The organism is Pseudomonas sp. NY11955 (genome assembly GCF_048068035.1).
Classification (GTDB): Bacteria; Pseudomonadota; Gammaproteobacteria; order Pseudomonadales; family Pseudomonadaceae; genus Aquipseudomonas.
Genome location: NZ_JBLUPS010000012.1, coordinates 1 through 12,935, shown reverse-complemented (window position 1 = coordinate 12,935; position 12,935 = coordinate 1). Strand labels below are relative to the sequence as shown.

Below are 12,935 nucleotides of genomic sequence, written 5' to 3'. Positions count from 1 at the left end.
ACGCGGTCCCTGTGGGAGCGGGCATGCCCGCGAAACCAACAACCCGGTATATGGCACCGGCTTCGCCGGTATTCGCGGGCGCGCCCGCTCCCACAATGAAATGCATAACCCGTCGAAGGCTGTGCATACCTCATTGACAACAGCCAAACCCACCGCCAATAATCAGCATAGTCATACGACAACCTACAACAACTAACAACAAGAGCCGGCCATGACCACTACCCCCCTCAATCGCCTGCTGCTCACTGGAGCCGCAGGCGGCCTGGGCAAGGTCCTTCGCGAACGCCTGCAAGGCTACGCCGAGGTCCTGCGCCTTTCCGACATCAGCCCCATGGCCCCTGCCGCGGGCCCGCATGAAGAAGTCATTGCCTGTGACCTGGCCGACAAGGCTGCCGTGCATGCCCTGGTCGAAGGCGTGGACGCCATCGTCCACTTCGGCGGGGTGTCCACCGAGCATGCCTTCGAAGACATCCTCGGCCCCAACATCTGCGGCGTGTTCCACGTCTACGAGGCGGCGCGCAAACATGGGGTGAAGCGCATCATCTTCGCCAGTTCCAATCACACCATCGGCTTCTACCGCCAGGACGAGCGCATCGACGCCCACTCCCCGCGCCGCCCCGACAGCTACTACGGGCTGTCCAAGTGCTACGGCGAAGATGTGGCCAGCTTCTATTTCGACCGCTACGGCATCGAGACCGTCAGCATCCGCATCGGCTCGTCGTTCCCGCAACCGCAGAACCCGCGCATGCTCTGCACCTGGCTGAGTTATGACGACCTGGTGCAACTGATCGAGCGCGGGCTGTTCACCCCCGACGTTGGCCACACCATCGTCTACGGTGCGTCCGACAACCGCACCGTGTGGTGGGACAACCGCTATGCCGAGCACCTGGGCTATGTGCCCAAAGACAGCTCCGAACCCTTCCGTGCCGCCGTGCAAGCCCAGCCGGCACCCGCCGCCGATGACCCGAGCATGGTCTACCAGGGCGGCGCCTTCGCCGTGGCAGGCCCGTTCAACTGACCCACCTACGCCAGGAGGCACGGCCATGAACTGCGAATTGATCGTCGACGCCCGCAACGGCACTGGCGAAAGCCCCGTGTGGCACCCCGCTGAACAGGCCCTGTACTGGGTCGATATTCCCGCCCGCCAACTGCACCGTTGGCAGGCGGCCGATGGCAAGCACCAGTGCTGGCAGGGCGACGAGATGCTGGCCTGCATCGCCCGCAGCGGTCAGGGCTGGGTGGCGGGCATGGAAAGCGGCATCTTCCACGTCCTGGCCAAGGCCGACGGCAGCCTTGATAGCCGCCTGCTCAGCAGCGTGCAGCACGCCCAGGGCGGCATGCGCTTCAACGATGGACGCTGCGACCGCCAGGGCCGTTTCTGGGCCGGCAGCATGCTGCTGGACATGCAGCAAGGGGCCCACGTGGGCGCGCTGTATCGCCATGATGGAGAAGGCCAGCTGCACCTGCAGCAAGACGGCATGATCGTGCCCAACGGCCTGGCCTTCAGCCCCGACGGCACCCGCATGTACCTGTCCGACTCGCACCCCAACGTGCAAAAGGTCTGGGCCTTCGACTACGACATCGACAGCGGCACGCCGCACAACAAGCGGCTGTTCGTCGACATGCGCGGCTACCCTGGGCGCCCCGATGGCGCGGCCATCGACCAGGACGGCTGCTACTGGATCTGCGGCAACGACGCTGGGCTAATACACCGTTTCACCCCCGACGGCCGCCTGGACCGCTCGCTCGGCGTGCCGGTGAAAAAGCCGGCGATGTGCGCCTTCGGCGGTGCCAGCCTGGACACCCTGTACGTCACCTCGATCCGCCCCACGGGCACAGACCTCAGCGACCAGCCATTGGCTGGCGGGGTGTTTGCCCTCAACCCTGGCACCAAGGGCCTGGAGGAGCCTGCCTACCGGGGCTGAGCGCCCCTTGCCGCACCCACACTTGCACACACGAAACCAGATAATAAAAACCACGGAGTTTCATCATGACATTCAAACGCAAGCTGCTTCTTGCCGTACTCCCCTTCGCCTTCAGCCTGTCCATGCCCGCCTCGGCACTGGACATCAAGTTCGCCGAAATCCACCCGGCGGGCTATCCGACCGTGGTTGCCGAGCAGAACATGGGTAAAAAGCTGGAGGAAGCCAGCAATGGCGACATCACCTTCAAGATGTTCGCCGGCGGTGTGCTGGGCTCGGAAAAGGAAGTGATCGAGCAGGCGCAGATCGGTGCAGTGCAGATGACCCGCGTCAGCTTGGGCATCGTCGGCCCGGTGGTGCCGGATGTGAACGTGTTCAACATGCCGTTCGTGTTCCGCGACCATGAGCACATGCGCAAGATCATCGACGGCGAAATCGGCCAGGAAATTCTCGACAAGATCACCAACTCCGATTTCAACCTGGTGGCCCTGGCCTGGATGGATGGCGGCTCGCGCAGCATCTACACGAAAAAGCCGGTGCGCAGCCTGGACGACCTCAAGGGCATGAAGATTCGCGTGCAGGGCAACCCGCTGTTCATCGACATGATGAACGCCATGGGCGGCAACGGCATCGCCATGGACACCGGGGAAATTTTCAGCGCCCTGCAGACCGGCGTGATCGATGGCGCCGAGAACAATCCGCCGACGCTGCTCGAGCACAACCACTACCAGAACGCCAAGTACTACACCCTCACTGGTCACCTGATCCTGCCCGAGCCGGTCGTGATGTCCAAGACCACCTGGAACAAGCTCAGCCCCGAGCAGCAGTCGCTGGTAAAGAAGGTCGCGCGTGAAGCGCAGATGGAAGAGCGCGTGCTGTGGGACGCCAAGTCCGCCGCCAGCGAGGAGAAGCTCAAGGCCGCCGGCGTGGAGTTCATCAGCGTGGACAAGAAGCCGTTCTATGACGCCACCGCTCCGGTACGCGAAAAATACGGCGCGCAATACGCCGACCTGATGAAGCGTATCGACGCCGTCCAGTAACCGCGCCCCTTCCCGAACGACCTCGGCAGCGCGGTGCTCGCCGCCCTGCCGCTTTGGTGATGCCCATGAAAAACCTGTTTCTGCGTGTGAACGACACGCTGTACCGCACCTGCATCTGGGTCGCTGGCCTGTCGATCCTGGCCATGTCGCTGATCATCCCCTGGGGCATCTTCGCCCGCTACGTGCTCGGTACCGGCGCCAGCTGGCCGGAGCCGGTGGCCATTCTGCTGATGGTGGTGTTCACCTTCGTCGGCGCCGCCGCCAGCTACCGCGCCGGTGCACACATGGCCGTGGCAATGATCACCGACCGCCTGCCTCCCCTGCAGCGCCAGTTGGTGGCGCTACTGGTGCAAGTGCTGATGATTCTGGTGTGCGCATTCATGACCTACTACGGCACCAAACTGTGCATCACCACCTGGAACCAATTTCTGGCATCCCTGCCGGGCGTGCGGGTGGGCATGACCTACGCGCCGATCCCGATCGGTGGCGTGCTGACCCTGGTATTCGTGCTGGAAAAACTCCTGCTGGGCGATCAGAACCACCGCAAGGTGGTGCGCTTCGACCAACTGGAAGAAAACGAAGGAGCGGCATAAATGGATGCGTTCATTCTGTTGGGCAGTTTCATTGCGCTCATCCTGTTGGGCATGCCGGTAGCTTACGCCCTGGGCCTGTCGGCGCTGATTGGTGCCTGGTGGATCGATATCCCGCTGCAGGCGATGATGATCCAGGTGGCCAGTGGGGTTAACAAGTTCTCGCTGCTGGCCATTCCGTTCTTCGTGCTGGCCGGTGCGATCATGGCCGAAGGCGGCATGTCACGGCGGCTGGTGGCATTTGCCGGGGTGCTGGTGGGCTTCGTGCGCGGCGGGCTGTCGCTGGTCAACATCATGGCCTCGACCTTCTTCGGCGCGATTTCCGGCTCGTCGGTGGCCGACACCGCCTCGGTGGGCTCGGTACTGATCCCGGAAATGGAGCGCAAGGGTTACCCGCGCGAGTTCTCCACCGCGGTGACCGTCAGCGGCTCGGTACAAGCGCTGCTGACCCCGCCTAGCCACAACTCGGTGCTGTACTCCCTGGCGGCGGGCGGCTCGGTATCCATTGCCTCGCTGTTCATGGCGGGTGTCATGCCGGGCTTGCTGCTGAGCGCGGTGATGATGGGCCTGTGCCTGCTCTTCGCCAAGAAGCGCAACTACCCCAAGGGCGAAGTGATCCCGATGCGCCAGGCGCTGAAGATCGCCGGTGAAGCGCTGTGGGGCCTGATGGCCATGGTGATCATTCTTGGCGGCATTTTGTCGGGCGTGTTCACGGCGACCGAATCGGCAGCAGTGGCCGTGGTGTGGTCGTTCTTCGTGACCATGTTCATCTACCGCGACTACAAGTGGCGCGACCTGCCCAAGCTGATGCACCGCACGGTGCGCACCATCTCGATCGTGATGATCCTGATCGGCTTTGCAGCCAGCTTCGGCTACGTGATGACGCTGATGCAGATCCCGTCGAAGATCACCACGGCATTCCTGACCCTGTCGGATAACCGCTACGTGATCCTGATGTGCATCAACTTCATGCTGTTGCTGCTGGGCACAGTGATGGACATGGCGCCGCTGATCCTGATCCTTACGCCGATCCTGTTGCCGGTGATCACCGGTATCGGTGTGGACCCAGTGCATTTCGGCATGATCATGCTGGTGAACCTGGGGATCGGGCTGATCACGCCACCCGTGGGCGCGGTGCTGTTCGTCGGCTCGGCCATCGGCAAGGTCAGCATCGAGTCGACGGTCAAGGCGCTGCTGCCATTCTACCTGGCACTGTTCATGGTGCTGATGGCAGTGACCTACATCCCGGCCATTTCGCTGTGGCTGCCTAGCGTGGTGCTGTAAGTAAATTCGGGGGCTGCTCATCGCGGCCCCCTGGCTCTATCTGCAAATGGATCCTGCATATGGCTGTCCCCTCCTCTGCTGCTCCCCTTTTCCCGCGCAAACTGGCAATCGCCCTGCTGGCCCTGCTGGCCTGCTCATTCGCCGGCAACCACATCGCCGCACGCATCGCCTTCGACGACGGCACCGGTGTGCTGCTGGCCATCCTCTGCCGGTCAGGTATCACCTTGCTGGTGCTGGCCTGCTTGCTGTTATGGCAACGTCAGGCACTGGCCCTGCCCACCGGCACCCGACACTGGCAACTGCTGCTTGGCCTGCTGATCGCCACCCAGAGCCTGTGCCTGTACTCGGCGGTAGCACGCATTCCGGTGGCCCTGGCACTGCTGGTGGGCAACACCTTTCCGATGCTGCTGGCGCTGCTCACTTGGGCGCTGGGTGGCGCACGCCCCACCGGCCGCACCGTGCTGTTCATGGGCCTGATCCTGTGCGGCCTGGTGCTGGCACTGGATGTGCCAGCACGCCTGGCCGACAGTGGCACGGCCAACCCGCACTGGGCGACGGGTATCAGCCTGGCCTTCGGCGCCGCCTGCGCCTTCGCCTGCGCCTTGTGGATCACCGACCACAAACTGGCTGCCGTGCGCGGGCCCGTGCGCAGCTTGCTGACCTTGCTGATTGTGTTCAGCAGCATGCTGGTAGCAGGTGCAAGCGGCGTGATGCCATCCGGGTTGTCGCTGCCGGGAAGCAGCAGTGGCTGGGCAGCCCTGGCCAGCCTGGTGGTGCTGTATGGCCTGGCCTTTACCTTGCTGTTCGTCTGCGTACCAAAGCTGAACATGGCCCAGAACGCGCCAGTGATGAACGTTGAGCCCATCGCCACCCTGCTGCTGGGCTGGGCCTTGCTCGACCAGCACCTGAGCACCCTGCAATTGCTCGGTGGCGCCGTGGTGGTGTGCGGCATCGTGCTGCTCACTTACCGCCGGACCAGTTGATTGTTGATTTGAAAGGAGCCTTGAATGGCCGTGACCGAACTGCACCTGCAGGACCGCCTGACCCGCCTGAGCCTGGCCCCGGCACTGGGCGCCAGCCTGGTCAACTGGCAGGTGAAGGCAACCGGGCAGGCGCTGCTGCGCCATTCCGACCCAGCCGCGCTGGCCAGTGGCACCCCACGCCGCCTGGCCTGCTACCCGTTGGCACCCTGGTCCAACCGCATTGCCGAGGGTGGCTTTGCCCGGCCCGAGGGGTGGCAGCCACTGGCAGCGAATACCGAGCATGACCCTTACCCGATTCATGGAAGTGCCTGGCAGCAGCCCTGGCAGGTAGAGCACCACAGTGAACGGCGTGCACGGCTGACACTGGACAGTGCCGTGCCATTTGCCTACCAGGCCACGCTGGATGTGCACCTGCATGAAGGCTGCCTGAACCTGGACCTGCATGTGACGCACCTGGAAGAGCCAGCCACCTGGTTTGGTCTGGGTTTACACCCGTACTTTCCGCGCTACCCCGACACCAAGCTGTACGCCACGGCGCGCAAGGTATGGCTGGCCGAGGATGGGCAGTTGCCGTCCTACCAGGCCAAGGTGCCTGAGCAATGGTGTTTCAATACCCTTGGGCGTTTGCCCGAGACAGGCGTTGACCATGCCTTCAGTGGTTGGCCGGGGGAATGTGTGATCGAACAGCCCAGCGCGGGTTATCGACTGACGTGCAGTGCCAGTGGAGCTGAGCACTTCTTGCTGTTCTGCCCGCAGGGCCAAGGTTTTTTCTGCTTTGAGCCGGTTAGCCACCCGATCAATGCACATCACCTGCCGGGGCGGCCGGGGTTGCGGTTGTTGCAGCGAGGGGAAGCGATGAGCCTGGGGTTCAGGATGCAGTATCAGTCGCTGTAGGAGCAGCCTTGTGCTGCGAATGGGCCGCAAAGCGGCCCCAACGTCTCAGCCTTATGCAAGTGCCTCGGTCGGGTTCTCCATCGCCCTGAGCGAAGCCTCACCCCGCACCTCCCGCGCCACCTTCCACACCAACACCGCCGCCACGATATCGAAGGCGGCCAGCACCACGAACAGCGGGCTATAGCCAATCTGCGTGACCAGCACCCCGAACACCAGGGTGAACACTGCCGCGCCCAGGTACCCGCACATGCCACCCATCCCGGTTGCCGTGGCCACCTGGTCCTTGCTGAACGAGTCGGAAGTGATCGAGTACAACGCCCCCGACAGCGTCTGATGGGCAAAGCCACCGATGCACAGCAACAGGATCGCCGTGTACGGGCTTTCCACCAGGCCGATGCAAGCCGGGCCAATCATGCAGCTGGCACCGAACACCAGCACCATCTTGCGCGAGGTGAACAGCGACACCTTGAAGTAGCGGTGGAACAGCGGGCTGAGATAACCGCCCAGCACACAGCCGATATCGGCAGCCAGGAACGGCAACCAGGCGAACATCGCCACTTCCTTGATGTTCATGTGCCGCTCGGTCATCAGGTACAGCGGAATCCAGGCATTGAAGGTTTGCCAGGCCGGCTCGGAAAGGATTCGCGCCGATGCGATGGCGTAGAAGTTGCGGGTTTTGAAGATGCGTTTCCATGCGCCCTTTTCGCGGGTGTCCTGTTTGAAATGCGCTTCCTGCCCAGCAAGGATGTAGTCCCGTTCTTCGTCACTCAGGCGCTTCTGGTCACGTGGGTGCTTGTACAGCAGCATCCACAGCAGGGTCCAGACAATGCCTGAAGCGCCCACGATGACGAACGCCAATTGCCAGCCGCTGTGCAGGATCGCCCACACCACCAGCGGTGGTGCCAGCAAGGCGCCGAGCGAAGAACCGATGTTGAACCAGCCGATGGCCACCGAACGCTCCTTGGCCGGGAACCACTCGGTAGTAGCCTTGACCCCTGCAGGCAAGCCTGCGGCCTCGGTCATGCCCAGTAGCCCACGCATGAACGCCATGCTTTGCCAACCGCTGGCCAGTGCCGCACCGGCACAGGCCAGCGACCAGGCCATGGCGAACACGGCAAAGCCAAGCTTGGTGCCGATGAAGTCGATGAACCAGCCGGCCACCGGCTGCATGAGGGCGTAACAGATCTGCCAGGCGGCGACGATCTTGGCGTATTGCTCGGTACTGATGGACAGGTCGGTCATCAGGGTGGGGGCAGCCACCGAAAGGGTATTGCGGGCGAGGTAGTTGACGACGAGCCCGGCCGTGACAAGGCTGACCATCCACCAACGGATGCCTTTCATCTTCATGGTTCACCTGAATTTTTGTTTTTAGAGTTGCGGGTGATTGGCGCAATGGCCAGCAAGGGCTATTTGCGACAAATTGTTTCAGGCGAAAGATTGCCATGTCATAGGTCGTCGTACAACATTTATTATTTTCGAAGGTTTTAAACGTTGTTGTACGATCTCAATCCAGTTGCTGGGCTCGCAGCGCCTGCGCCAGCATGTCGATGAAGGCCCTGACCTTGGCCGAACCGTACTTGCTCTCGCGGTGCAATACATGAATGGGCCAGGGCGCTTCTTCATACTCGGCCAGGATCACCTGGAGTTGCCCGCTGGCCAGCTCGTCTGCCACTTGGTAAGACAACAACCGAGCAATCCCCAGCCCACCGCTGGCCGCGGCGATTGCCCCGTCATTGCTGGTTACCGTCAAGCGCGGTTTCATGCGCACCAGGGTCGGCTCTTCGGTCAGCCCGAAGCGCCAGCCGGCCCGCGGCGACAGGTTGGTGGTACCGATCACCGCGTGCCCAGCCAAGTCCGACGGGTGTTTGGGCACACCATGACGCGCCAGATAGTCAGGCGAGGCGCACAGCATGCGCCTCACCCTGCCGACCCGCAGCGCCTTCAACCCGGAATCGGGCAATGGGCCAATGCGCACGGCTACGTCCATACCCTCCTCCACCATGTTCACCACACGGTCCAGGAAGTAGGCGGAAACATCGACTTCCGGGTACTGCTGCAGGTAGCGAACGATGCATGGCATGACGAACTTCTTGCCGAACAGGATCGGTGCGGTCACCGCAAGGTCGCCCTTTGGAGTAGCGTTGATACCGGCGGCGGCTTCATTGGCCTCATGGATACTGGCGAGGATATGCCGGGTGTCCTCCAGATAACGGCCGCCTGCCTCGGTCAGGCGTACGCTGCGGGTGGTGCGCAGCAGCAGCTTGACCCCGAGCTGGTCTTCCAGGGCACTGACGGCACGGGTGACGGCAGCCGGTGAGATGTCCAGGCGGCGAGCGGCAGCGGCGAAGCTTTCCAGTTCGCCAACGGCAACGAACACCTTCATCAGGTGGATCTGGTCCATGCGGGCTCCTGGCAGCGGGGGTGCGGAGATTATCGGATATCCGACGGTTTTGTGCTGCCTGTCCCGGCCCAATCGCCGGGGAAGGTTTGTCAGATATCCAGCACCAGTGCCTGCGCGCCCTCTTCCAGATGTGCCGGCACAGCACAACAGATCAGCACCGATCCCGCCTCCGGCAGCTCTGCCGGTGGGTTTGGGTAATGTACCTGGCCACTGACCAATCTGGTCTTGCAGGTTCCGCACGAGCCGCCCCGGCAACTGAACTCCGGCGCCAACCCACGCGCCTCGGCCAGCTCCAGCAACGAACCGCTACCAGGCGACCAGCGCGCCTCCTTCGCCGAAGCCGCAAAATATACCGGCACTGGCTGGTTCGCAGCGGGTGGCTGTTGCACAGCGGGCTGGCCAGCATCCGTGTGCCGCCGCAGCGTCGAGGGGCCAAAGGCCTCGGCGTGAATCCGCGCATCTGGTACGTTCACTGCGCGCAGGCCTTCATACAATTCCTGAGTAAAACTACCCGGGCCGCACAGGTAGAAGTCGTAGTCGTCCAACGCCAGCGCTGCCTTGACCTGTTCGACACCCAGCCGGCCGACAAACTCGAAATCACGACCGACCAGCGCGTGGCCTTCCGGCTGGCTCAGGGCACGGTGCACGCGCAACAGGCCTGCGGCCTTGCGCTGCAAACTCGCCAGCTCCTGCTGAAACGGCAGGTCGCCCAGGCTGCGTGCGCCATGGAACAAATGAATTCGCCGCGCCTGCCCCGTACTCAACTGCTCGCGCAACATGGCCAGCAGCGGCGTGATACCCACACCCGCGCCAATCAGCACCAGTGGCCGCTTGCTTTGCTGGTCGAGTGTGAAGCTGCCCATCGGTGGGCGCACGTTCAGCACGTCCCCGGCCACGACCCGCTCATGCAAGTACCGCGAGACTGGCCCCTGGGCCTTGACGCTGATACGCATGTAGCCATCGGAGGGTGCGCTGGACAGGCTGTAGGTGCGGATCAGCGCGGCCTCGCCATCGCGCTGCACGTTCACCGGAAGATGCTGGCCTGGCGCAAAAGCCACACGGCTGCCCGCCGGAGGCTCAAGATAGAACGAACGAATATCGCGGCTTTCCTGTTCCACCCGCAACACACGCCAGGCCTGCCATTGGCGCTGTTGCTGGCGTTGCTCCAGGCGCGCGTCGGCCTCGGCCCAGGTGCCGGTCATCAGGCTGGTCGGGGCGTACGCCTTGAACGCCCAACGCAAGGAAACCGCAGCCGGGCGCCACACCACTTGCTCGACCTGTAGCGTCCATAACCGCTCGGCGCCCTCAAAAGCCTGGATGGCAGGGCTGTCTAACAGTACCTCGGCACGCCCGTACAGCTGCAGCACGTTGCCGTTGCTGAAGTCGATGAACAGCAAGCCTGCCTGCGGGTTGACCAGCAGGTTGCCCAAGGTGTTGAAGTGCAGGTTGCCGGCATAGTCGGGAATGGTCAGAAGGCTGCCTTCGACCTTGATGAACCCTGGCCGGCCTCCCCGGTGGGAGACATCCACCGAGCGCTGGTCGTTTCCGTGCTCGACATAGCTGGCGACAAAGAAGGTATCGGCGCCTTGGATCATGCTCGCTGTCGTCGCATCCAGTGTTGTCGCATCAACGCGCCCCTGGCTAGGTTCGTCGACACGCGTGTAGTCACGCAGCTGAATGTACTGCGGGCAATTGCCGAACGACTGCCCCACGGCCACTTGCAACTGCCCTTGTGCAGCTTGGCTGATTTGCCCGTTGATACGATTGCGCCTACGGGTGTGCAGCTCGATGCCCAACAGGCCGACCGCCTGCCCAGCGGCCAAACCGGGGGTAGCTGGGTCATCTGCAGGCAACGTGGCGTCGATCGTCAGTACTCGCGGGTCGGGCGAGCTTACAAAGCCCTCCGGCCCCTCCAACAGGGTGGCCCAAGGCCGACCTTGGGCGTCCACACTGGCGGCGACCATGAACGGCAACTGGTGATAGAAAATACGGTGCTGGTCGGGCATGTGGTCACGAATGACCTTTTGCCCGAACGCCTCCATGCGCTCTGCTACACCGACCTTTTCCTGTAGAGCTTTCTCGCCCGCATGCCAGGGCGAGGGGCGGTGGTCCGGGGGCTGTTGCATGGTGGCGTTCCTCGCGATTGCGGGGTATCAGGCGCTGGTCTGCAGCCCGATCACAGTGCGTGGCATCGGCACGAAGCCCGGCAGTGTCTCGATCCGTGCCAACCAGTTGCGCACATTGGCATAGGGCTCCAGCGACACGTTGCCTTCTGGCGCGTGAGCGATGTACGAGTAGTTGGCAATATCAGCGATGGTGGCTGTGTCACCCGCCAGGAATGACCTGTTGGCCAGCTCCGCATCGATCACCTTGAGCAGCGTGTGGGCCCGGGCAATCACTTCGTCGGTATTGAATGAGGCCCCGAACACCGTGACCAGTCGGGCTGCGGCAGGGCCAAAGGCCAGCGGGCCGGCAGCGACCGACAACCAGCGTTGCACACGGGCGGCAGCTGCTGGCTCTTCGGGCAACCAAGTACCGTTGTCATACTTTTTCGCCAGGTAGACGAGGATGGCATTGGAATCGGCGATTACCGTGCCGTTGTCATCAATGACCGGGACTTGGCCGAACGGGTTCAGGGCGAGGAATTCCGGCTGCTTGTGCGCGCCTTTGGCCAGGTCGACGAACACCAGCTCGGTCGGCAGGTTCAGCAGCGAAAGCATCAATTCGATGCGATGGGCATGGCCAGACTTGGGGAAATTATAGAGTTTGATCGGGTTCGACATGGGCTGGGCTCCTGGTCAGCACCGGGGTGGGCTGATGGAGCACATCCTGCACTGGATCGGCTGGCAGCAGAATCAGCGCGCAGGGGAAACCATAATTTCGCCGAGCGGAATAATGGTTTCCATCCTCTGGCGCAGGCGCCTTCAGGTGGGCACTAGCCAAGCAACTGTCAGATCAGTGCGTTTTTTTGAAGTATCGGAACAGCCCGCGCGCTGCCTCGACCACCTGCGGCACGCAGGCCTGGATATCCTCGTCGCTCATTTGGTCCAACAGCTCGAAGTTATCTTCCAGCCCATGCAGCGAAATGGCCTTGAGCAACCGGTCCTGCTCCGGTGGCAACTCGCCCCAGCCGGCAATCTGGGTACCGCGCATGTAGCCAAAGCACCACTCTTCCATTACGACCACAGTGCCTTGCTCACTCTCGCTTTCCTCGAACAGCGGCTCGAACTGGCCAACGTCATCATTCAGTTCTTCTGCCACCTGGCTGGCATAGCGCAGCATCAGTGCCGTGTAGGCCTCTTCATGCGCAGGTTTCTTGAACTTCGGCACCTTGCCACCCGCCACCGCTGGCAACCAATGCTCCGGGGTCACGGTGACCGGGGAGCTGGCCAGTGCGGTAAAGAACCCATTGAGTTCGGACAGGTTAAGTACCGAGTAGTCGTTACCGTAGGTGATCAGCAGGTCTTCGAGGCGGTCGAGTTCTTTTTCGCTGAGTGCGGGGAGCATGGGTGAGAATCCTGAGAAGCAAAAGTGTGCACCCTAGCACATGCCGCCACGCTTGTAGGAGCAGCCTTGTGCTGCGAAGAGGCCCGTACGGCTGACAGTGATGTGTCGGCTATACGGGCCTCTTCGCAGCACAAGGCTGCTCCTACAGGGATCGCGTGGTGCTTGTTTTTGGCGCCACAAAGACAAAACCCCTACCTGCATGTGCAGATAGGGGTTTTGCGAAATGAATCTTGACGATGACCTACTCTCACATGGGGAAACCCCACACTACCATCGGCGATGCATCGTTTCACTGCTGAGTTCGGGATGGGATC

The 12,935-nt window shown here is 62.5% G+C and carries 12 protein-coding genes and 1 rRNA gene; 7 read left to right on the top strand and 6 right to left on the bottom strand.

Annotated features, from left to right (window positions below; genetic code table 11):
* Positions 1–211 precede the first annotated feature (211 nt).
* The 7 genes from ACNFBR_RS20865 to ACNFBR_RS20835 all read left to right on the top strand — a co-directional run bounded on the left by ACNFBR_RS20865 (position 212) and on the right by ACNFBR_RS20835 (position 6,713).
* Entirely contained in the window at positions 212–1,018 is an 807-nt protein-coding gene (locus ACNFBR_RS20865) for an NAD-dependent epimerase/dehydratase family protein (RefSeq protein WP_416736586.1), read from the top strand.
* A 25-nt stretch (positions 1,019–1,043) separates the two neighbouring features.
* Positions 1,044–1,925, top strand: coding sequence for a glucurono-1,5-lactonase (locus ACNFBR_RS20860; RefSeq protein ID WP_416736585.1), 882 nt, complete (start codon positions 1,044–1,046; stop codon positions 1,923–1,925).
* A gap of 65 nt (positions 1,926–1,990) precedes the next feature.
* Positions 1,991–2,962, top strand: coding sequence for a TRAP transporter substrate-binding protein (locus ACNFBR_RS20855; RefSeq protein ID WP_416736584.1), 972 nt, complete (start codon positions 1,991–1,993; stop codon positions 2,960–2,962).
* Positions 2,963–3,027: 65 nt separating this feature from the next.
* Positions 3,028–3,555, top strand: a complete 528-nt coding sequence (locus tag ACNFBR_RS20850; protein WP_416736583.1) for a TRAP transporter small permease — start codon at positions 3,028–3,030, stop codon at positions 3,553–3,555.
* Positions 3,556–4,836 (top strand): TRAP transporter large permease, encoded by a 1,281-nt coding sequence (locus ACNFBR_RS20845; protein ID WP_186666988.1) that lies wholly within the window; start codon positions 3,556–3,558, stop codon positions 4,834–4,836.
* 59 nt (positions 4,837–4,895) lie between these two features.
* The gene (locus ACNFBR_RS20840; RefSeq protein WP_416736582.1) at positions 4,896–5,819 is read left to right on the top strand and encodes an EamA family transporter; all 924 of its coding nucleotides are present in this window, start codon (positions 4,896–4,898) and stop codon (positions 5,817–5,819) included.
* 24 nt (positions 5,820–5,843) lie between these two features.
* The gene (locus tag ACNFBR_RS20835; RefSeq protein ID WP_416736581.1) at positions 5,844–6,713 is read left to right on the top strand and encodes an aldose 1-epimerase; all 870 of its coding nucleotides are present in this window, start codon (positions 5,844–5,846) and stop codon (positions 6,711–6,713) included.
* Positions 6,714–6,764: 51 nt separating this feature from the next.
* Here the strand turns inward: ACNFBR_RS20835 and ACNFBR_RS20830 are convergent, their stop codons facing one another.
* The 6 genes from ACNFBR_RS20830 to rrf all read right to left on the bottom strand — a co-directional run.
* Positions 6,765–8,060, bottom strand: a complete 1,296-nt coding sequence (locus ACNFBR_RS20830; RefSeq protein WP_416736580.1) for an MFS transporter — start codon at positions 8,058–8,060, stop codon at positions 6,765–6,767.
* Positions 8,061–8,217: 157 nt separating this feature from the next.
* Entirely contained in the window at positions 8,218–9,114 is an 897-nt protein-coding gene (locus ACNFBR_RS20825) for a LysR family transcriptional regulator (protein WP_416736579.1), read from the bottom strand.
* 89 nt (positions 9,115–9,203) lie between these two features.
* Complete coding sequence (locus tag ACNFBR_RS20820) at positions 9,204–11,240, bottom strand: pyridoxamine 5'-phosphate oxidase family protein (protein ID WP_416736578.1); 2,037 nt, start codon at positions 11,238–11,240, stop codon at positions 9,204–9,206.
* Between the two features lie 27 nt (positions 11,241–11,267).
* The gene (locus ACNFBR_RS20815; RefSeq protein WP_416736577.1) at positions 11,268–11,897 is read right to left on the bottom strand and encodes a glutathione S-transferase family protein; all 630 of its coding nucleotides are present in this window, start codon (positions 11,895–11,897) and stop codon (positions 11,268–11,270) included.
* A gap of 172 nt (positions 11,898–12,069) precedes the next feature.
* A complete protein-coding gene (locus ACNFBR_RS20810; protein WP_416736576.1) occupies positions 12,070–12,621 on the bottom strand; it encodes a UPF0149 family protein in 552 nt (183 codons plus the stop codon).
* Between the two features lie 228 nt (positions 12,622–12,849).
* A 5S ribosomal RNA gene (rrf, locus tag ACNFBR_RS20805) occupies positions 12,850–12,935 on the bottom strand; the annotation flags it as partial.